Origin of the sequence: Nannocystis pusilla (assembly GCF_026626665.1) — a bacterium.
Taxonomy (GTDB): Bacteria; Myxococcota_A; Polyangia; order Nannocystales; family Nannocystaceae; genus Nannocystis; species Nannocystis pusilla.
In genome coordinates this window covers 7,996,234-8,015,078 of the sequence record NZ_JAPNKE010000002.1, presented here as the reverse complement: position 1 = coordinate 8,015,078, position 18,845 = coordinate 7,996,234, and the positions used below count along the sequence as shown (strand labels likewise).

The 18,845-nt window shown below is 71.9% G+C and carries 17 protein-coding genes, 1 tRNA gene and 2 pseudogenes; 7 read left to right on the top strand and 13 right to left on the bottom strand.

The features are described from left to right. Window positions 1-97 precede the first annotated feature (97 nt). Window positions 98-967: an SDR family oxidoreductase gene (locus OV079_RS35250; protein ID WP_267773807.1), complete on the bottom strand. Its 870-nt coding sequence runs from the start codon at window positions 965-967 to the stop codon at window positions 98-100. A 466-nt stretch (window positions 968-1,433) separates the two neighbouring features. On the opposite strand from OV079_RS35250, the gene OV079_RS35245 reads away from it, so the two are divergent. Further along, window positions 1,434-1,652: a hypothetical protein gene (locus tag OV079_RS35245; RefSeq protein ID WP_267773806.1), complete on the top strand. Its 219-nt coding sequence runs from the start codon at window positions 1,434-1,436 to the stop codon at window positions 1,650-1,652. A 272-nt stretch (window positions 1,653-1,924) separates the two neighbouring features. Here OV079_RS35245 and OV079_RS35240 read toward each other — a convergent pair whose 3' ends face one another. The 4 genes and pseudogenes from OV079_RS35240 to OV079_RS59145 form a co-directional block, all read right to left on the bottom strand. Continuing rightward, window positions 1,925-2,509, bottom strand: coding sequence for a hypothetical protein (locus OV079_RS35240; protein WP_267773804.1), 585 nt, complete (start codon window positions 2,507-2,509; stop codon window positions 1,925-1,927). A gap of 21 nt (window positions 2,510-2,530) precedes the next feature. Then, window positions 2,531-3,235, bottom strand: coding sequence for a dipeptidase PepE (gene pepE, locus OV079_RS35235; protein WP_267773803.1), 705 nt, complete (start codon window positions 3,233-3,235; stop codon window positions 2,531-2,533). Window positions 3,236-3,448: 213 nt separating this feature from the next. Next, window positions 3,449-4,246 carry an aminotransferase-like domain-containing protein gene (locus OV079_RS54735; protein ID WP_338088973.1) on the bottom strand — a complete coding sequence of 266 codons (798 nt, stop codon included), beginning with the start codon at window positions 4,244-4,246 and terminating at the stop codon, window positions 3,449-3,451. A 65-nt stretch (window positions 4,247-4,311) separates the two neighbouring features. Further along, window positions 4,312-4,929 (bottom strand): annotated as a pseudogene (locus tag OV079_RS59145) (GntR family transcriptional regulator); the annotation flags it as partial. Window positions 4,930-4,978: 49 nt separating this feature from the next. Here OV079_RS59145 and OV079_RS35225 point away from each other — a divergent pair. Together OV079_RS35225 and OV079_RS35220 are read left to right on the top strand one after the other, a co-directional pair. After that, the gene (locus tag OV079_RS35225) at window positions 4,979-6,019 is read left to right on the top strand and encodes a pyridoxamine 5'-phosphate oxidase family protein (protein ID WP_267773801.1); all 1,041 of its coding nucleotides are present in this window, start codon (window positions 4,979-4,981) and stop codon (window positions 6,017-6,019) included. A 14-nt stretch (window positions 6,020-6,033) separates the two neighbouring features. Then, a complete protein-coding gene (locus tag OV079_RS35220) occupies window positions 6,034-6,906 on the top strand; it encodes a phosphodiesterase (RefSeq protein WP_267773800.1) in 873 nt (290 codons plus the stop codon). Here the strand turns inward: OV079_RS35220 and OV079_RS35215 are convergent. The 8 genes and pseudogenes from OV079_RS35215 to OV079_RS56485 form a co-directional block, all read right to left on the bottom strand. Beyond that, a complete protein-coding gene (locus tag OV079_RS35215; RefSeq protein ID WP_267773799.1) occupies window positions 6,899-7,078 on the bottom strand; it encodes a hypothetical protein in 180 nt (59 codons plus the stop codon). The two genes, OV079_RS35220 and OV079_RS35215, sit on opposite strands and share 8 nt — an antisense overlap. Next, on the bottom strand, window positions 7,051-7,230 hold the full coding sequence (locus OV079_RS35210; RefSeq protein ID WP_267773798.1) for a hypothetical protein: 180 nt from the start codon (window positions 7,228-7,230) through the stop codon (window positions 7,051-7,053). The genes OV079_RS35215 and OV079_RS35210 overlap by 28 nt, the downstream gene beginning before the upstream one ends. A 784-nt stretch (window positions 7,231-8,014) precedes the next feature. Then, entirely contained in the window at window positions 8,015-10,507 is a 2,493-nt protein-coding gene (locus tag OV079_RS35205; protein ID WP_267773796.1) for a methionine synthase, read from the bottom strand. A gap of 202 nt (window positions 10,508-10,709) precedes the next feature. After that, window positions 10,710-11,495 (bottom strand): annotated as a pseudogene (locus OV079_RS59140) (homocysteine S-methyltransferase family protein); the annotation flags it as partial. 248 nt (window positions 11,496-11,743) lie between these two features. After that, window positions 11,744-12,343, bottom strand: coding sequence for an OmpA family protein (locus tag OV079_RS35195; protein ID WP_267773792.1), 600 nt, complete (start codon window positions 12,341-12,343; stop codon window positions 11,744-11,746). An 18-nt stretch (window positions 12,344-12,361) separates the two neighbouring features. After that, entirely contained in the window at window positions 12,362-13,135 is a 774-nt protein-coding gene (locus OV079_RS35190) for a PP2C family protein-serine/threonine phosphatase (protein ID WP_267773790.1), read from the bottom strand. A gap of 163 nt (window positions 13,136-13,298) precedes the next feature. After that, window positions 13,299-13,371 (bottom strand) — tRNA-Ala (locus OV079_RS35185). Between the two features lie 102 nt (window positions 13,372-13,473). After that, a complete protein-coding gene (locus OV079_RS56485) occupies window positions 13,474-13,653 on the bottom strand; it encodes a hypothetical protein (RefSeq protein WP_267773788.1) in 180 nt (59 codons plus the stop codon). Between the two features lie 26 nt (window positions 13,654-13,679). On the opposite strand from OV079_RS56485, the gene OV079_RS35175 reads away from it, so the two are divergent. From OV079_RS35175 to OV079_RS35160, 4 genes are all read left to right on the top strand, one after another. Next, window positions 13,680-14,429, top strand: a complete 750-nt coding sequence (locus tag OV079_RS35175) for a TlyA family RNA methyltransferase (protein WP_267773787.1) — start codon at window positions 13,680-13,682, stop codon at window positions 14,427-14,429. Between the two features lie 71 nt (window positions 14,430-14,500). Continuing rightward, window positions 14,501-14,821 (top strand): ribosome assembly RNA-binding protein YhbY, encoded by a 321-nt coding sequence (gene yhbY / locus OV079_RS35170; protein ID WP_267773786.1) that lies wholly within the window; start codon window positions 14,501-14,503, stop codon window positions 14,819-14,821. A gap of 24 nt (window positions 14,822-14,845) precedes the next feature. Then, complete coding sequence (locus tag OV079_RS35165) at window positions 14,846-16,879, top strand: TldD/PmbA family protein (protein ID WP_267773785.1); 2,034 nt, start codon at window positions 14,846-14,848, stop codon at window positions 16,877-16,879. Continuing rightward, entirely contained in the window at window positions 16,876-18,711 is a 1,836-nt protein-coding gene (locus OV079_RS35160; RefSeq protein ID WP_267773784.1) for a metallopeptidase TldD-related protein, read from the top strand. Before OV079_RS35165 ends, OV079_RS35160 begins: the two co-directional genes overlap by 4 nt. Window positions 18,712-18,845: the final 134 nt, after the last annotated feature.

The following is an 18,845-nucleotide window of genomic DNA, read 5'->3' as shown; positions in this document are numbered from 1 at the left end:
GTCGGCTCGCCGAGGTCGTCAGGTCGCGTCGAGGCTCGGGCCGATCAACAGTCCTCGGGGACAGGCGAGGATCGAGCTCTTCGACCTGTCCCGAAGGTCAGGCGGCGGCCGACTTGGCGGTGCCGGTGAGCTGCTCGGAGACCTCCCACAGGCGGAGGGCCGCGGCGCGGTCGAGGGCGTAGCGGGTCGGGCGGGCCTGCTTCGACTTGACGAAGTACTGGCCGCTGACGCCCTCGAGCTCGGGGGCGGTGGCGGCGTAGATCGAGGTGCGAGCGCCCTGCTCGGGGGTGAGCATGAAGCGCTGGGCGAGGCCGACGAGGAAGCGGGTGATGCCGCGGGTGTCACCGTCGAGGGCGAAGCCGGAGGCGACGACGCCGGGGTGGACCGCGTTGACGGTGACGCCGGTGCCGCGCAGGCGCTCGGCGAGCTCGAGCGTGAAGAGGAGGTTGGCCAGCTTGGAGCGGCAGTAGACGGGGAAGGCGCTGTACTTGCGGCGGGCCTGGAGGTCGTCGAAGTCGAGCCCGCGGGCGGCCCGGTGGGCGTCGGAGGCGAGGACGACGATCCGCGCGGGCGCGCTCTGCTTCAGGCGGTCGAGCAGCAGGTGCGTGAGCAGGAAGTGGCCGAGGTGATTGACCGCGAAGGTGGTCTCGAAGCCGTCGGCAGTCTCGCCGCGGTCGCCCTGCACGAGGCCGGCGTTGTTGACGAGGACGTCGAGGCGCGGGTGACCGGCGAGGTACTCGGCGGCGAACCGGCGCACGTCGGCCAGCGAGGCGAGGTCGAGGCGCATGACCTCCACGGCGTCGGAGCCGCTCTGCCGCTTGATGTCGGCGACGGCGGCCTCGCCCTTGGCGGCGTCGCGCGAGGTGATCGTCACCGCCGCGCCCTGGCGCGCCAGCTCGATCGCGGTGGCCTTGCCGATCCCGGTGTTGCCGCCCGTGATCAGCACGTGTTTGCCTTGCATCGTCATGGCGCGGACCCATAGCAGAGCGACCCTGCCGGCGCCACGGGGGCAAAGGCCTCGCGCGCGGCGCCGACCGGCCCGCAGATCCGCTACAACTCCAGGGTCATGCCCGCGTCGCACCATCCCGCCGCCCGCCCGCCGCGCCCCCGCGCCGATGCCCTCGACATGACCCCAGAGACAGGTGACGCGCGAGGTCGGCGATGACCGCGATCGAGGACGAGCTGATGGCCGACGGCGAGGCGCTGCTCCGCCGGCGCGAGGCGGTCGAGCGCAGCATCACCCGCGACTTCCGCGGCTCGCGGGCGGCGTTCGCGGTCCAGGCGGCGCAAGTCGAGCGCGAGCGCGAGCGGCTGCGAGCGGAGCTGCAGCGGCTGGTCCGTGAGGTCGACGAGGCCGACCCCGATGACGAAGGCCGCGACGACGAGGAGGGGGCGGGGCCGACCACTTCTACGCGGCGCGCGAGCGCCTGGCGGTGCGCGACCGCGAGCTGGTCGGCCGCGGCGAGGCCCTCCAGCGCCGCGCGGCCGAGCTGCGCAAGGCGCCCGCGCCCGCGAAGCTGGCCGAGCTCGAGCGCGAGCGCGAGCAGCTCGAGTCGCACCTCCGCCAGTGGCGCGGCCGCTGCCGCAAGGCCGGCCTCATGCTCGACCTGCCCCGCTGGGGCGAGTTCGCCGGCAGCGCTCCGGATGACTGATCGGACTTTTAAAGAAGAAATGGAATGTCCGAAAGGACATGTCGGCCGCGACGAAGCGATCCGGCGCCGCACGGCCGAGCTGCACAAGGCCCCCGCCGAGCTCGAGCGCGAGCAGCTCGAGTCGCACCTCCGCCAGTGGCGCGGCCGCTGCCGCACTCATGCTCGGCCTGCCCCGCCGGGACGAGTTCGCCGGCAGCGCTCCGGATGACTGATTGGACATGGCCGTGAGGGCATGTCCGAAGGACATGGTTTTGCGAGCAGCCCGCCAATCGCTAGTCGAGGGTCAGCAGGACGTCGAACGCGCCGGCGCCGCGGGGCGGGGCGAGCGGGCCGGTGAACCACGCGGACACTGCCACGTGGACGCCGTGGGGGCCGGGGCTGAGGTGGGCGCCCAGGGCGCGGGCGGCGTGGCGGTAGGCGCTGCGCAGGACCGCGGGCGCCTGAACGGGAAAACTGGCGAGCAGCGCGCCGGTCTCGGGGTCGCGGACCTGCAGCTGCAGCGGCGGGACCTCGTCCTCGGGCGTGCGCGGGGCGACCGGCGCGGCGGGCACGAGCAGGTAGCCGCCGTGGAGGACCGGGTCGCCGACCGGGCGGGCGCGCAGCGACCACAACAGGCGGCCGTCGCGGGTGAGGCGGTGGATCTTGTGGTGATAGGCGGCGCCGGTGCGGGCGTGCTCGCCCTCGGTGAAGAGGAGCACGAGGTCGTCGCCGAGGGCGCGGACGTAGCCGCGCGGGAGCAGCGACGCGAGGCCCTCGGTGGCGTCGACGCGCAGCGACCAGCCGGGGGCGTCGCCCAGGCGGTCGACTGTGATGAAGCGTGGTCCGGCGAACTCGACCCTGTAGTACACGGCGGACATGGCCACTTTGAATAGCACCCTTCAAGCGAGGAGTTCGCTCAGATCGGCGCCGGGGGGCACCTCCGCGGGCCTTTGGCCCTGGCGGAAGATCCGCGCGCCGGTCACGCCCAGCAGGCTGAGCCGCGCGCCCTCGCGGCGCAGCAGCGAGCCCTCGCGCAGGCCCACCACCGGCTGCGGGTTCTCCTCGTGGAACTGCTCGATCCGCTTCTCGCGGGTCTCCCCCATGTGCGTCGAACCGGGGTCGGGGTCGAGGTAGTGCGGGTTCAGGTTGAACGGCACCAGGCCGAGCGCGCGGAAGCTCGGCGGCTCGACGATCGGCATGTCGTTGGTGGTGCCGATCGTCAGGCCGGCGATGTTCGAGCCGGCCGAGGAGCCGATGTACGGCATGTCCGAAAGGACACGTTCGCGCAGCGGCGCGAGCACGTCGAGGGCGTAGAGCTGGTGCAGCAGGCGGAAGGTGTTGCCGCCGCCGGTGAACACCGCCTCGGCCGATTGCACCGCGGCGCGCGGGTCGGCGGCCTCGTGCAGGCTGTCGAGCTGGTAGCCGAGCGCGGCGAAGCGGGCGCGCGCCTGGGCGGCGTAGGCGTCGCGGTCGCGCAGGGCGAACGGGATGAACAGGACGCGACCGACACCGCGGCCGAGGAACTGCCCGATCAGCTCGGCGCAGTGGTCGAGGTAGCCGGAGCCGTGGAGCGTGGAGTTGCTGACGAGCAGGAGGCGGGTCATGGCGGCTCGCCGAGGATAGCGCGCCGCAGCGGCGGGAGGTCGCGCGGGGCGATGGAATGGTGAGGTCGGCGAGCGACGGTCAGGCCGCGGCGGCCTCACGTGTCTCGCGCGTCCGAGCCAGCGTCCCGCCATGGATGGGTGGGCGGGGAAGAGGAACGACCTCGGCGCAATGATTGCTTGCACCGGGGCGGCGAGCGCGGGAGCTCGGTGCGATCATTGCTTGCGCAGGTCGCCGAGCGCGAGGGCCATGCGGCGGATGGCCTCGGCGAGGCCGCGCTCGTCGAGGCCGGCGAAGCCGAGGCGCAGGTATGGCAGCGGGCGCGCCTCGAAGCTGAACTGGCGGCCGACCTGGAACGCGACGCCGCGGGCCTGGGCGGCGCGCATCCACGCGGAAGGGTCGACGCCGTGCGCGCGGGCCCACAAAGCCATGCCGCCGCTCGGCGGGGTGATGCGCAGGACGTCGCCGAGGCGGCTTGCGATCGCGTGCACGAGGGCGTCGCGGCGGGCCAGGTACGTGCGACGCGCGCGGCGAATGTGGCGACCGACCTCGCCGCTCTCCAGCAGCTCGGCGGCCGCGGCTTCGAGGGTGCGGTCGCCGTTGAGATCGGTGTAGGAGCGGACCGCGACGACGCGCTCGAGCAATGGTTGGGGGGCGACGCAGTAGCCGATCCGCAACCCCGGCGCGAGCACCTTCGATAATGTGCCGATGTAGACGACGGAGCCGGCCGCGTCGCCGCTGGCGAGCGGGAGCACGGGGCGGCCTTCGTAGTGGAACTCGTGGTCGTAGTCGTCCTCGAGGATCGCCATGCGATGGGTGCGGGCGAGCGCCAGGAGCTGCAAGCGGCGACCGGCGGCGAGGGTGACGGTGGTCGGGTATTGATGGTGCGGCGTGGTGTAGACGGCGCGCACCGGCTCGCGCGCGAGCAAGCTCGCGAGGGCGTCGACGTCGAGGCCGCCGGCGTCGGCGGCGATCGGGACGAGGCGCGCGCCGGTGAGGCGCAGGGCCTCCACGCGGGGCGATAGCCGGGGTCCTCGACCGCGACGACGTCGCCGGGGCGCAGGAGGGCGCGGGCGACCAGAGAGAGGGCCATCTGGCTGCCGCGGGTGACGATCAGGTCGTCCTCGCCGCAGGCCAGACCGCGGGTGGCGGCGAGCATGTCGGCGAGGACGCGGCGCAGGTCGACGAGGCCGCGCGGGTCGCCGTAGCCGAGCAGGTCGGTGCGGGCGAGGGCGCGGCGATAGGCGCGGGCGAGGCTGGCCGCGGGCACGAGGCGCAGGTCGGGCACGCCGCCGGGCAGGGCGAGCAGGCCCGGGGTGCGCGGCATCGGGAAGTAGCCCTCGGGCCCGGGCGCGAGGTCGAACGCGGGCTTGGCCGGGACGCCGGTGCGCAGCGCCTGACCGGCGCGTCGCGGGGTGGGCTCGGGCAGGGTGCGCGAGACGAAGGTGCCGCGGGCCTGGGCGCTGTCGATCCACCCCTCGGACTCGAGCTCGCGGTAAGCGGCGAGCACGGTGTTGCGGTGGACGCCGAGGTCCTCGGCGAGGCGGCGGCTGCCCGGCAGCGGGTCGCCGGGGCGCAGGCGGCCGCGCCGGATGTCGGCCGAGACGGCGTGGGCGATCTGCACGAACAGCGGCAGATCGCCGGCGGGGTCGAGGTCGACGGCGATCTGCCACGGCCGAACTGGTCTAGTCGACATGAAAGAACTGGACCTTTTTCATGGACCAGTGTGCGGCCATCCTCGAGGCATGCGCAAGCAGGAGTTCTTCGGGATGGCGCGCGAGGAGGCGGTCGCGCTGCTGGCGGCGGCGCCGGTGGTCCGCCTTGCGAGCGTCGGCGAGCGCGGGCAGCCGGTGCTGCGCTCGCTCCACGCGGTGGTCCTCGACCATTGGCTGTACTTCCACGCGGCGCCGGTCGGCGAGAAGTCGGAGGCGGTCGGCAACGAGGCGGTGATCGCCGCCGACGAGACGATTGCGACGATCCCGAGCCACGTGTTCGACCCGGAGCGCGCGTGCCCTGCGACCACGTATTACCTCAGCGCGCAGGCCCACGGGACGCTGCACGCGGTCGACGAGCCGGGGCTCAAGGCCCGCGTGCTGCAGGCGCTGATGGAGAAGCACCAGCCGGAGGGCGGGTACGCGCCGATCACCGCCGACGACCCGCGCTACCGCGGGGCGGTGAAGGGGATCGCGGTGGTCGGCATGCCGCTGACGCAGGTCGACGGCAAGGCCAAGCTCGGGCAGAACCGCGGGGCCGACGACCTGGGCAAGGTGCTGCGATTCTTGTGGGCGCGCGGGGAGCCCGGCGATCCGCGGGCGGTCGACCTGGTGCGCGCGGCCAATCCGAGCGTGCCGACGCCGGAGTTCCTGCAGGCGCCGGCGGGGGCGCGGCTGCGCTGCGCGATGGGGCCGCGCGACCTGGCGGAGGCGGTCGAGCTGCTGGCCGGCCAGTACTGGAACGTGGATGTCCCGCGGGACAGGATCGCCCGCGCGCAGGTGTCCTCGTCGGCCTGGGTGGGGGCGCGCGACGAGGCGGGGGCGCTGATCGCCTCGGGGCGGGGGATCGCCGACGGGGCGCGCTGCGCCTTCCTGCTCGACATCGTGGTGGCCGAGGCTTGGCGCGGCCGCGGGCTCGGCAAGGCTCTTTTGAAATTGCTGCTCGACCATCCGCAGGTGCGCGGCTGCCGGCGGGTCCTCCTGCGCACCCGCGACGCGCAATCTTTTTATAAGGCGTACGGCTTCCGTGAGCGCGTGGAGCTGCCCGGGACCGAGATGGTGCTGAACCGATAACCTGGGAGTGAGACATGCTCATTGCGCAGATCAGCGACCCCCACGTCAGCGCGCTGGAGGGCGTCGCCGACAGCTTGCTTCGCACGTCGGGGCACCTGGCCCGCGCCGTCGCGCACCTGAATCGCCTGGAGCGCCGACCGGACCTGGTGATGATCACCGGCGACCTGGTCGATCGCGGCGAGGTCGGCGAGTACGAGCGGCTGCGCGAGCTGCTCGCGCCGCTGCGGATGCCTGTGTTCCTGCTGGCCGGCAATCACGACGATCGTGACAACCTCCGCCGCGTGTTCGCCGATCACGGGTATTTGCCGCGCGCCGGCCTTTTACAGTACACGGTCGACGACTGGCCGGTGCGGCTCGTCGCGCTCGATACCCAGGTCCCGGGGGAGGCCGGCGGTCGCTTGTGTGGCGAGCGGCTCGCCTGGCTCGAGGCTCGCCTCGCGGAGGCGCCGGAGCGGCCGACGGTGGTCGCCATGCATCACCCGCCGTTTGCGCTCGGGATCCCGGTGATGGACGCGTTCGGGCTCGACGGCAGCGACCGCCTGGCTGCGGTGCTCCGGCGGCATCCGCAGGTCGAGCGCGTCGTGTGCGGGCACCTTCACCGGCCGATCGTGCGCAGGTTCGCGGGCACGGTGGCGTGCACGTGCCCGTCGACCGCGCACCAGCTTGCGCTCGATCTGCCGCCGGCGAACCGGCTGGCGTTCGTGATGGAGCCGCCGGCCTGCATGCTGCACCTGTGGCTCGGCAGCGACGGCGGGCTGGTCACGCACCTGAGCCTCATCGCCGGCGAGCACCCTCCGTTCACGGTGCACGACGGTCGAGGTGGGTCCGCGACCCGCAGCCGCCTCCGGGCTTTCATCCGGCGTGAGGTCGGATCTTCGCTCAATTAAAGTCGTAGATCTGGCTGAGCACGCAGGTGTTGCGGTGATAGGCGCCGAACCACGAGATGTCGGAGCCGGGGAACACGACGTCGGGGTGACGCAGCACGCGGAAGTCGTCGAGGTCGTGGGCGTACGGGTCGTCCAGGAGGTCGTTCAGCTCGACGACGAGGTCGAGCGACACGGCGTCCTGGGCCTGTTGTAGGTGTTGCCGCCGGCGGTGACGATGTCGCCGCCGAACTGTCGATAATAGAGGACGAGGTGCGAACGCAGGTCGGCGACGAAGGTCGAGACCAGGTCGCGCTCGCTGTATTCTGTGACTGCCCGGAGTGACATGTTCGACCAGGACCAGGACGTGGGCGTTACTGTTCAGAGGAACAGGTGCTGGAGCGGCGCGGCGCGGTCCGGCTCCGGGTCGTGCGCCCGGCGGCGTCCCGTGGAACGTCGGCCGAGGGCACGAAGTTCTCGCGGGCCTGGCCTTCCGCGAGCCCATGACGGCCAGGCAGAGCGAACAAGACGAGCGCGGACCGGCGCACGCGGGAAAGGTGACACGAGGGACGCGTCTCGACAATGGGCCGGGATGTCCGGGCCGTCGCAGCGGCGCTGCGCGGGGGGCCGTAGATTCGCGTGCAGCGCCGGCCCGGCGCGGATCTGTGCATCTTTGCGGCCCGGGGCCGAAACGGTGATTGCGTGGCACGCGAGCGGGTCGGCGCAGAGCGTCGGTCAGGCGTCCACTCCGGCTCGAGTGCCACGGTGTTTCGCTTCCGTGCTTGAGCTCGCTGCCGCGGCGAACAGGCTCAGCGTCGCGGCCGCGTAAAGCTGTCGTCGTCGTCAGGGTGAACGGCCGCCGGGCTCAGCTGGAGCGCGAGCGGTGTCATGCGAGTGTCATGATTCGCCCGGTCGAGCGTCGGTGTCGCCGAATGCAGTCCCCGGCGGGAGGTCGATTCGCAGCAGCGCGGGGGCGCGACCGCGTGGGCCCGGGTCGGCGGCGAGGACGTCGTCGGGCGGGCCGTCGTGCTCGACGACGGCCGACGAGGAGCGCCCGAGCGGCGGCCGGGCGCGCGGACGGTCGGGCCGCGCCGGTGCAGCGAATGGCCGCACCCGGCGTGGCCATCGGGCGCTAGATATTAAAATACTTGGCGTCCGGGTGATGGACGATGATCGCGCTGGTCGACTGTTCGGGGACCAGCTGGAAGCCCTCTTCGGTGAGGGTGACGCCGATGTTCTCGGTGCGGAGCAGCTTGCAGAGGTGGACCTGGTCTTCGAGGCGGGGGCAGGCCGGGTAGCCGAAGCTGTAGCGCGAGCCCTGGTAGTGCTGGCCGAACAGGCCCTTGATGTCGGTGCTGTCGTCCTGGGCGATGTCGAGCTCGCGGCGGACCCGCTTGTGCCACAGCTCGGCCAGGCCCTCGGCGCCCTCGACCCCGAGCCCGTAGAAGTGCAGGTAATCGTCGTAGCGGTTGGCCGCGAACATCTCCTGGCAGTGCTGGGTCGCCACCTCGCCCATCGTCACGCAGGTGAGGGCGATGACGTCGCGCTCGCCCGAGCGGACGCTGCGGAAGAAGTCGGCGATGCACAGGCGGCCCTTGTCGAGCTGGCGCGGGAACGTGATCCTGACCCGTGGCGTGCGGTCGTCGGGCTCGCCCGGCGCGGGATAGATCAGCAGGTCGTTGTGGTCGCTCTGGCACGGGAAGTAGCCGTAGACCACGCGCGGCTGCAGCATCTTGTCGGCCACCGCCCGCTCGCACCACATGCGGAACTTGGGCTCGACCGTCTTCTCGAGCAGCTCCTCGTACTCGGCCTCGTTCATCTTGCCGCGGCGGTACTGCCACTGGCCGACGTACAGCGCCTTCTTGTTCATGTAGCGGAAGATCTCGCCGAGCTGGACCTCCTCCGGGCCGGCGATCCGCGCGCCCCAGAACGGCGGCGTGGGCACCCGCGCGGCCGGCTGGACCCCGCTCTTCACGTAGGTCTCCATCGACTTGCGCATGTGCGCCTCCCACTCCTCCTGGGTGGTCTGGCGATAGGCCTTGATCCGCTTCGGCGCGGTCAGGCTGATCTTGTCGGGCGGCACGTGGCCGCACAGCTCGTCCATCAGCGCCAGGCCCTCGAACGCGTCCTTGGCGTAGAACACCCGCGAGCGCGGGCGCGACTCGGCCTGCCGCTGCGGCGAGGCGTCGGTCGCGGCCTCGCCGGCGGCCAGGTCCTCGTCGCGGCCGCTGTAGGCGTTCTGCAGGTTGTGCTCGACGTAGCCGCGGGTCAGCGCCGCGCCGCCGCAGATCACCGGCATCAGGTGCCCGAGCTCGCGCATGCGCTCGAGGTTCTCCTTCATGATCACGGTCGACTTCACCAGCAGGCCGCTCATGCCGATCGTGTCGGGCTTGTGCTCGGCGGCGGCGGCCAGGATCGCCTCGATCGGCTGCTTGATGCCGAGGTTGACGACCTTGTAGCCGTTGTTGCTGAGGATGATGTCGACCAGGTTCTTGCCGATGTCGTGGACGTCGCCCTTGACGGTGGCGAGCACCATGCAGCCCTTGCTCGGGCCGGCCGTCTTCGACATGTGCGGCTCCAGGTGGCGCACGGCGGTCTTCATCGCCTCGGCCGACTGCAGCACGAACGGCAGCTGCATCTTGCCGGCGCCGAACAGCTCGCCGACGGTCTTCATGCCGTCGAGCAAGATCTCGTTGATGATCCGCAGCGGCGGGTAGACTTCGAGCGCCCGGTCGAGCAGGACGTCGAAGCCGACCTTGTTGCCGTCGACGATGCGCTTCTTGATCTGCTCCTCGAGCGGCAGCGCCTCCTCGGGCGGGCCCGACTCGATCTTCTTGGCGCCGGCGAAGCGGTCGATGAAGGCGAACAGCGGGTCGTAGCCCTCGGCGCGGCGGTCGTAGATCAGGTCGCGCGTGATCTTGAGGTCGTCCTCGCCGAGCTTGTGGGTGGGGATGATCTTCTTGGCGTTGAGGATCGCGGCGTCGAGGCCGTGCTCGCGCGCCTCGGCCAGGTAGACCGAGTTCAAGATCTGCCGCGGGTAGGGCTTGAGGCCGAACGAGATGTTGGACAGGCCGAGGATCGTGCGCGCCTCGGGCAGCTGGGTGTCGATCAGGCGGATGCCCTCGAGGGTCTCGAGGCCGAGCTTGCGGCTGTCCTCCTCGCCCTGGGCGATGGTGAAGGTCAGCGGGTCGAACACGAGGTCGGCCTCGATGAGCCCGTGGCGGTCGACGGCGAGGTCGCGCATGCGCCTGGCGATCCGCAGCTTGCCGGCGGCGTCCTTGGCCATGCCCTCCTCGTCGATGGTGAGGGCGACCAGGGCCGCGCCATACTCGCGGGCGAGCACCGCGATCTTGTCGAACTTGCCCTCGCCGTCCTCGAGGTTGATCGAGTTGATGATCGGCCGCCCGCCGATCAGCTTGAGCGCGGCCTCGAGCACGTCGAGCTGGGTGGTGTCGATCATGATCGGCAGCGACACCGCCGGGACGATCTTCTTGAGGCACTCGCTCATGTCGCGGACCTCGTCGCGGCCGACGTAGGCGACGCACACGTCGAGCACGTGGGCGCCCTCGGCCTGCTGCTCCTTGGCCAGCTCGGCGATGCCGTCCCAGTCCTCGGCCAGCAGCATCTCGCGGAACTTGAGGCTGCCGTTGGCGTTGGTGCGCTCGCCGATCAGCAGCGGCCCGGAGTCCTGGTCCAGGGACAGACGCTGTAGAGGCTCGCCACTGCGGGGTGAACTTGTCGGGCCGCGGCCCGGGCTTGAGACCGGCGACGGCCTCGGCGATCGCCTTGATGTGCGCCGGCGTGGTGCCGCAGCAGCCGCCGACGAGGCTGGCGCCGAACTCCTCGGCGAAGCGGCGGTGCGCCTTGGCCAGCTCGGCCGGGGTGAGGTGATAGACGGCCCGGCCGTCGACGTTCTGCGGCAGGCCGGCGTTGGGCTGGACCGAGACCATGCGCGTGCTGGTGCGCCCGAGGTGACGCACGTGCTCGACCATGAGGTCGGGGCCGGTGGCGCAGTTGAGGCCGACGACGTCGACCGGCAACGACTCGAGGACGACCAGCGCGGCCGCCGTGTCGGTGCCGACGAGCAAGGTGCCGGTGGTCTCGACGGTGACCTGCACGAGCACGGGGACCTCGACGCCCCGCTCGCGCGCGACCCGGTGGACCGCCAGCACCGCGCACTTGACCTGCAAGATGTCCTGGCAGGTCTCGATGAGGATGCCGTCGGCGCCGCCGTCGATGAGGCCCTCGGCCTGGCGCATGACGCTGGCCAGCAGGTCGTCGAAGCTCATGTGGCCGAGCGAGACCAGGCGGGTGCCGGGGCCGATCGAGCCGAGCACGAAGCGCGGCCGCTCGGGGGTCGAGTACTCGCGCGCGACCTCCTTGGCGATCTCGGCGGCGCGCCGGTTCAGCGCGTAACACTCGCCCGCGAGGTCGAACTCGGCCAGCACGTGCGGCATGCCGCCGAAGGTGTCGGTCTCGACGCAGTCGGCCCCGGCCTCGAAGTAGGCGGCGTGGATGTCCCGGATGACGTCGGGCCGCGTGCGCACCAGGACCTCGGGGCAGCCGTCGTAACCCCCGTAGTCGTCGGCGGTCAGGGTGCGCGCCTGGATCATGGTGCCCATGGCCCCGTCGCACACGAGCACGCGCTCCTGCATGGCCCGCAGCAGCGGCAGGGTGCGCCGGCGCGCGGCCAGATCGAAGCGAGGGACCGGGACGGTAATGTCATTGCCCGCAGACATGGGTCTGGGCTTGGTAGCAAGGCGGCGAGGCCATTGCAAACCTCGTCAGGGCCCGAAGTCGAACGGAAGGCCGACTGACGAGTGCGACTCGAAGGCCCCGCGTCGAGGCCGCGACGCAAGACTCACGAGCAAGGGTCGCCGGCCGGCCTGCCGCCGCCGTCGGCGGGCATCCCACCGATCGCCCGCCCCATCAAGGCGACGTTGTGGACCTCGATGCGATTGTTCTGGACCCGGCCCTCGGGCGTGCTGCCGTCGACGATCGGCTTGCTGTCGCCGAAGCCGACCGGATAGAGCCGCTTGCAGTCGACCCCCATGCGCACGAGCTCACGCGCGACGGCCAGCGCCCGCCGCTCGGACATCGCCTGCGCGTCAGGCCCGCTGAAGTGACCCTCGATGCGAACCCGCGTGACGGCCGGTTTGGCCTGCAAATAGCCGCGAACGTGGTCCAGCGCGATCTCGCTCCCGCGGCCCGGGACGTCGGAGGCGGCGGCGAAGTCGACCGGCCGCGGCAAGACCAGGCGGTGCCCGTCGAGCTCGTACGTGACCGGCGCCGCTGCGGGCTCGGGGGCCGCAGGCTCGCCGCTCGGCGCCGCTGCGAGCTCGGGGGCCGCAGGCTCGCTGCTCGGCGCCCCGAGCGCCGCGGGCTCGGGGGCCGCAGGCTCGGGCGCAGCGGCCGGCCGACAGGCGCACAGGCCCACGAGCACGAGTCGCTTCCACGTCATGGCGAACCCGGGCGGCGCTCAGATCACGCGGCGCAGCAGCACCGCGCTGATGTTGTCGGGCCCGCCGTGGCGGTTGGCGGCGTTGACCAGCCGACGCGTGGCCTCCTGCGGCGGATGCTGGGTGATGATGCTGTGCATCTCCTCGTTGGGGACGACATCGGAGAGGCCGTCGGAGCACAGCAAGATGTTGTCGCCGGCCTCGATGATGCCGGCGTTGATGTCGGGCACGCCCTTGGAGCGGCCGTGGCCGAGGCAGCGGGAGATCCGTCCGCGATAGGGGTGGACGGCCGCCTGCTCCTTGGTGATGACGCCCTTGCTCACGAGCTCCTGGACCATGGTGTGGTCGAGGGTGATCGGCGTGGCGGCCTTCTTGTCGACGAGGTAGGCCCGGCTGTCGCCCGAGTGCGCGACCCACATCTTGTCGCGGATGCCCATGACCATCACGCAGGTGCAGCCCATGCCCTCGGTGTCGGGGCTCTTGGCGCTGAACTCGGTGATCGCGGTGCTGGCCAGCAAGAACGCGTGGTACAGCAGCTCGCGCGGGCCCTGCTTGCGGAAGTTGCCGTCGATGTAGGCGGTGATCCGCTCGACCGCCAGCGCCGAGGCGAGCTCGCCCGCGTTGTGCCCGCCCATGCCGTCGCACACGACGGCGAGGTAGTAGCCGCGACCGTCGTCCTCCTGGATCGAGATCGCGTCCTCGTTGTGCTCGCGCGACATCCCGGTGTCGCAGGCGCCGGACATCTGCACCTCGAAGTGGCCCGGGTAGAACGTGCGCTTGAAGAGCTTGTACATGAACCGAGGCGCTGCGAAAGCGTGAGGTCCGCCGATCCTGGCACCTCGGCGCAGCCGGTTCAAGCCATGATCGCGGCCGTCGCGCGGACGAAAGCCGCGCGCATCGATCAAGCGCGCGTTAAGCAACGAGCCCGAAGTCGGAGGACTTCGGGCTCGGTTTTAGTGGAGCAGAGGGGGATCGAACCCCTGACCTGTGCATTGCGAACGCACCGCTCTCCCAGCTGAGCTACTGCCCCGGAGAACTTGGAGGCCCGGGAAGCTAACCGAAGTGACTCACCGAAGCAAGCGTCACGAGCGGGCGACGGGGCGAGCAGCGAGGGCCGCGGATGGGCGAAACATCACGCGTCCGGACCCGGCCGCCGGCCGCGCCAAACCAGGCCGAGCAGCCCACACGCGACCACGACGACGAGCAGCACGATCTGGGGACCGTCCAGCGGCGAGATCAACCACTGCAGAGCGCGCTCCAGGCCGGCGGGAGCGCCCACCCCGAGCCCGCCGAGGATCTGCGTGCGCACCACCGGCTTGCGATATACGACATGGCCCCGTGCCGCAACCTCCCCGCGTCCGCCTCGACAAGCTCGTCGTCGACCGCGGCCTGTGTGACTCCCGCTCGCGCGCCCAGGCTCTCATCATCGCCGGCAAGGTCGTCGTCGGCGACCACACCGAGAGCAAGCCCGGCGCGCTCGTCCCCGCCGACGCGGCCGTCCGCCTGCGCGTGGCCGACCACCCGTTCGTGTCGCGCGGCGGGCTCAAGCTGCGCGGGGCGCTCGACCAATTCACCGCGCTCGACGTCCGCGATCGCGTGGCCCTGGACGTCGGCGCGTCGACCGGCGGCTTCACCGACTGCCTGCTGCAGGCCGGCGCGGCCCGGGTCTACGCGATCGACGTCGGCTACGGCCAGCTGGCGTGGAAGCTGGCGAGCGACCCGCGGGTGGTGGTGCTCGATCGCAGCAACATCCGCACCCTCCCGCGCGAGGCGATCCCCGAGGCCGCCGACCTGGCGGTGGCCGACTGCTCGTTCATCTCGCTGGTGAAGGTGCTGCCGTCGGTGCTGCCGTTTCTGGCCGCCCGCGCGGACGTCGTGGCGCTGATCAAGCCGCAGTTCGAGCTCGGCCCCGGGCGCGTCGGCAAGGGCGGGATCGTCCGCGACGCCGAGGACCACGCCGAGGCCTGCCGCGCGGTCCTCGCCGCCGCCGAGGCGCTCGGCCTGCGCCAGATGGGCCTGTGCGACTCGCCGATCGAGGGCCAGGACGGCAACCGCGAGTTTTTGGTGTGGCTGCGCCAGGGGGCGTGAGCTGCGCGCGCGACCGCGCGCACGCGTGAGCCGGGCCGCCTTGCGCGTCCGCGCCGGGTACACTCCGCCGCGTGAACCGCCCTGTCCTCGGCGCCCGCAGCCGCGCCTTCCTCAAGTCGCTCGCCCATTCCCTGGCCCCCGTGGTGCAGGTCGGCGCCGAGGGGATCTCTCCCGAAGTCGTGCGCGCCACGAGCATCGCGCTCGAGGACCACGAGCTCATCAAGGTCAAGCTCGGCCAGAACTTCCCCGGCGAGCGGGTCGAAGCCGCCGAAGAGCTCGCCGCCCAGACCGGCGCCGCCGCAGTGCAGGTGATCGGCCGCGTGGTCGTGCTCTACCGCCGCCGTTCGCGCGAAGATCCGAAGCGCCCGCGGATCGAGCTCCCGCGGCGCTGACCGATGTCGGCTATCATGCGGCCGATGTCGGCCAGACCCGCGGCGACCCCGGCGCACTCGCGCGCGAGCCGAGACACCGCGAGCGCCGCGCCGATCGCCTGCGAGGCGATCGCCCCCGCGGACGCGCCGGTGCAGGCCGCGAGGCGGCGGACCTCGCCGTGGCTGGTCGCGCTGGCGGCCGGGCTGGCGCTGGCGAGCTGTCGGCCGCGCAACGCGGCCACTTCGCCGACGCCGGACGCGTGGGTGGCCGGCAGCGACGCCGCGCGCGAGCACGCGATCACGCGCACGCGGGCGCCGGTGGGCCTGCCCGAACCTGTCCTTGATTTCCTGGCCCAAGAGACACTCAAGAACCTGGCCCAGCTGCAGGGCGAGGGCGCCGAGGTGCCGGCGTACTTCCTCGCCTACGACCTGATCGCCCGCGATCATCTGTGGCTCGAGGCGCAGAACGGGCAGATCGTGCGCAACCGGAAGGACAGCGACCGCACGGTCGACGTCGACGTCCGGGTCGGCTCGCGCCAGCTCGACAACAGCCACCCGGGCGACGCCAACTACGGGCCGGGCAACGGGCTCGGCAGCGGCATGTTCGTGTCGGTGCAGAACGACCCGCTGGCGCTGTCGCAGGCGCTGTGGCAGTTCACCGAGCTGCAGTACAAGGACGCGCTCGCGGCCTTCAGCGCGGCCGAGAGCGCCGAGCAGCTGAAGAGCCAGACCGAGGACAAGCCGCCGTCGCCGGACTTCAGCGAGGAGAAGCCGAACATCCACGCCGAGCCGCCGGTGTCGCTCGACCTCGCCGCGGTGGGCAAGCAGTGGGAGCCGCGGCTGCGGGAGATCTCCGCGGCGCTGGCCGACGACCCGCACGTGCTCGAGAGCCAGGTCGTGTTCCTCGCGTGGGTCGACAACCGCGCCTACGTCAACAGCGAGAACACGCGGATCCAGGGCTCGCAGGTGCGCCTGCGCCTGATGCTGCAGGCCAAGGCCCAGGCCGACGACGGCATGACGCTCGACCGCTTCGAGAGCTTCGAGGCCCAGGCGCCGGAGCAGCTGCCGGCGCAGTCGGTGCTGCTGGCCACCGCCAAGCGCCTGCGCGACGAGGTGCTGGCGCTGCGGGTGGCGCCGCTGGCCGAGCCCTACGCCGGCCCGGCGGTGCTTGCGGGTCGCGCCGCCGGCGTGTTCTTCCACGAGATCTTCGGCCACCGCCTCGAGGGTCACCGCCAGAAGGACGACCTCGAGGGCCAGACCTTCGCCAACATGATCGGCAAGCGGGTGCTACCTGTCTTTTTGGACATGGTCGACGACCCCACCGCCGAGACCCTCGGCGGGGTGCCGCTGTCGGGCCACTACCACGTCGACGACGAGGGCGTGCCGGCCGAGCGGGTGGTCCTGGTCGAGCGCGGCAAGCTGCGCACGTTCCTGCTCGGCCGCTCGCCGGTGCTGCCGTTCACGAAGAGCAACGGCCACGGCCGGCGCGAGCGCGGCTATCAGGCGGTCGCCCGCCAGGGCAACCTGATCGTCACCAGCCGCAAGACGATCCCCGACAAGGACCTCCGCCGCGCGCTCATCGACGAGGTCAAGCGCCAGAACAAGCCGTACGGGCTGTGGTTCTCCGACATCCAGGGCGGCTACACCATCACCGAGCGCTCCGGCCCGCAGGCGTTCAAGGTCATGCCGCTGCTGGTCTACCGGATCTGGGCCGACGGCCGCCCCGACGAGCTGGTCCGCGGCGTCGACATCGTCGGCACCCCGATCGCCGCGTTCGAGACGATCACGGCCACCGGCGACACGCCCGGGATCTTCAACGGCATGTGCGGCGCCGAGTCGGGCGACGTGCCGGTGTCGGCCGTCAGCCCGTCGCTGCTGCTGCGCAACCTCGAGGTCGAGCGCGCCAGCCACGAGCGCGGCAAGCCGCCCCTGTTGCCGCCGCCGCCGGTCGGGGGCAAGGCTGACCCGAAGAGCATGTCCCCCGCGCCAGCCGCCGCAGCGCCGCGCAAGGCCGTGAACGCGGCCGACAATGGCCGGAAGGACATGTCCTCCGCGCCAGCTCCGCGGAGGTCGCGATGAAGCCGATCGTCCTGGCCCTCGCGCTCGCGCCTGCCGCAGCGGCAGCTCCGGCGCCGACATCCGCCCCGACCCCGACAGCGGCCGCGCCGGTCGCCGCGGAGGCCGCCGAGAGCGAGATCGCGGCGGTCGAGCAGGAGATCGCCCGCGGCATCGCGGGGCTGCGCCTGCCGGACTCGCCGGCGCCCTATCAGGCCGTCGTCTACGTGGTGCGCGCCGAGGTGCTCAGCATCGACGGCAGCTACGGCGGCATCATCACCGACGTCCTCGAGGACCAGGCGGCGGCGGGCATCGACATCCGCGTCGGTTCGGCCGAGCGCGACCAGACGGGGGTGTTCGGCCAGGACGGGGCGTGGCCGCGCTTCAACTTGTCGCTGCTGCCGTCGGCCGAGCTGACGCGGCACAAGCTGTGGCTCGGGCTCGACCAGGCGTTCCGCCGGGCCACCGGCACCTACGCGCAGAAGCTGGCGATCCTGGCCCGGCTGGCCGGCGAGCCGCTGCCGCCCGACCTCGGGCCCAAGCCGGAGCCGCTCGTGCGCCAGCCGGTGCCGCCGGCGCCGACCGACACGATCGACCGGGAGGGCCTGCGCGAGCTGGTGCGCGCGCTCAGCAAGCGGTTCGCCGACCACCCGGCGATCGACAACGGCGACGTGTTCGTGCAGGTGCTGCGCAGCCACGTCACGACGATCACGAGCGAGGGCGTGGTGCTGCACGAGCAGCGCGACCGCGCGGTGCTGGCCGTGATGGCCGACACGCGCGCGCTCGACGGGATGCACCTCGACCACGGCGCGGCGATCCACCTGCAAGAGCTGCCGCGCGCGACCGACGAGCTGAAGAAGCGCGGCGAGGAGCTGGTCGACGGCGTGCTCAAAGAGCTGACGCTGATGGCCGACGCGCCGATGCTCGACGACGACTACGACGGCCCGATCCTGTTCGCCGGGCCGGCTTCGGCGCAATTGCTGGCGTCGACGATCGCGGTGCACACCGGCGGGACGCCGGCGCCGCTCGGCGACAACGGCCGCGTCCGCGACTTCGAACCGCACTGGCAAGACAGCCTCGGCAAGTCGGTGCTGCCGGCGTTCCTCGACCTCGAGGACGACCCCCGCGAGGGCTTCGGTCGCCTGGCCGTCGACGCCCAGGGCTTTGCGCCCAAGCCGCTCACGCTGGTGAAGAACGGGGTGCTGCAAGAGCTGCTGATGACGCGCACGCCGAACCCGCGGCGCAAGGAGAGCAACGGCCGCGCGCGCCTCAGCCCGGGCCTGGCCTGGGGCGCGGCGATCACCAACCTGTCGCTCAAGTCGAAGAAGCGCGGCTCGCCGCGCAAGGCGCTCGAGAAGGAGCTGCTCCGCCGCGCCCGCGAGGACGGCTACGAGTACGCGTACATCGTCGAGTCGCTGCGCGACGGCAACATCCTCGGGCCGGTGAACCGCGAGGGCGCGACGAGCTACAGCACCGGCCGCAAGGTGTCGCTGCCGCTGCCGAGCAAGATCTACCGGCTCGACGCGTCGGGCAAGAAGACGCTGGTCCGCGGCGCCATGATCGCGCCGGCGTCGATGCGGGTGCTGCGGCGGATCCGCGCGGTCGGCCAGAGCGCGCCGGCGCTGCCGCTGCGGATCGCCCCCGGCGCGACGGGTGGCTTCGGCGCGGAGACCGGGATGGACGGGATCCTCAGCAACACGGTCGACGTCAGCGTGAGCTCGCCCGACCTGCTGCTCGACGGGCTCGAGCTGCTGGTCGAGCGCAGCGAGAACGAGCGCCTGCCGATCCTCGAGCACCCGCTGCGCCGCGGCCAGACGCCGCCGCCGCAGCCGCCGGCCGACGACGACGCCGAGTGAGGCCGGGCCAATCTCGCCCCGGCGCCTCGGTCTCTCGTGGTGATCCGCGACGACGAGGACACCGCCCGTCGGTGGTCGCGGTCGAGGATGTCCTTCGGGACAGGCTCGGAGAAGCTCGAATCGGCGGGTCGAGG

Excerpts from the sequence above, each read along its gene's own strand:
- OV079_RS35250 (WP_267773807.1), bottom strand. The coding sequence starts at position 967 with ATGACGATGCAAGGCAAACACGTGCTGATCACGGGCGGCAACACCGGG.
- OV079_RS35240 (WP_267773804.1), bottom strand. The coding sequence starts at position 2,509 with ATGTCCGCCGTGTACTACAGGGTCGAGTTCGCCGGACCACGCTTCATC.
- pepE (WP_267773803.1), bottom strand. The coding sequence starts at position 3,235 with ATGACCCGCCTCCTGCTCGTCAGCAACTCCACGCTCCACGGCTCCGGC.
- OV079_RS35225 (WP_267773801.1), top strand. The coding sequence starts at position 4,979 with ATGCGCAAGCAGGAGTTCTTCGGGATGGCGCGCGAGGAGGCGGTCGCG.
- OV079_RS35220 (WP_267773800.1), top strand. The coding sequence starts at position 6,034 with ATGCTCATTGCGCAGATCAGCGACCCCCACGTCAGCGCGCTGGAGGGC.
- OV079_RS35210 (WP_267773798.1), bottom strand. The coding sequence starts at position 7,230 with ATGTCACTCCGGGCAGTCACAGAATACAGCGAGCGCGACCTGGTCTCG.
- OV079_RS35205 (WP_267773796.1), bottom strand. The coding sequence starts at position 10,507 with ATGCTGCTGGCCGAGGACTGGGACGGCATCGCCGAGCTGGCCAAGGAG.
- OV079_RS35195 (WP_267773792.1), bottom strand. The coding sequence starts at position 12,343 with ATGACGTGGAAGCGACTCGTGCTCGTGGGCCTGTGCGCCTGTCGGCCG.
- OV079_RS35190 (WP_267773790.1), bottom strand. The coding sequence starts at position 13,135 with ATGTACAAGCTCTTCAAGCGCACGTTCTACCCGGGCCACTTCGAGGTG.
- OV079_RS35165 (WP_267773785.1), top strand. The coding sequence starts at position 14,846 with ATGTCGGCCAGACCCGCGGCGACCCCGGCGCACTCGCGCGCGAGCCGA.
- OV079_RS35160 (WP_267773784.1), top strand. The coding sequence starts at position 16,876 with ATGAAGCCGATCGTCCTGGCCCTCGCGCTCGCGCCTGCCGCAGCGGCA.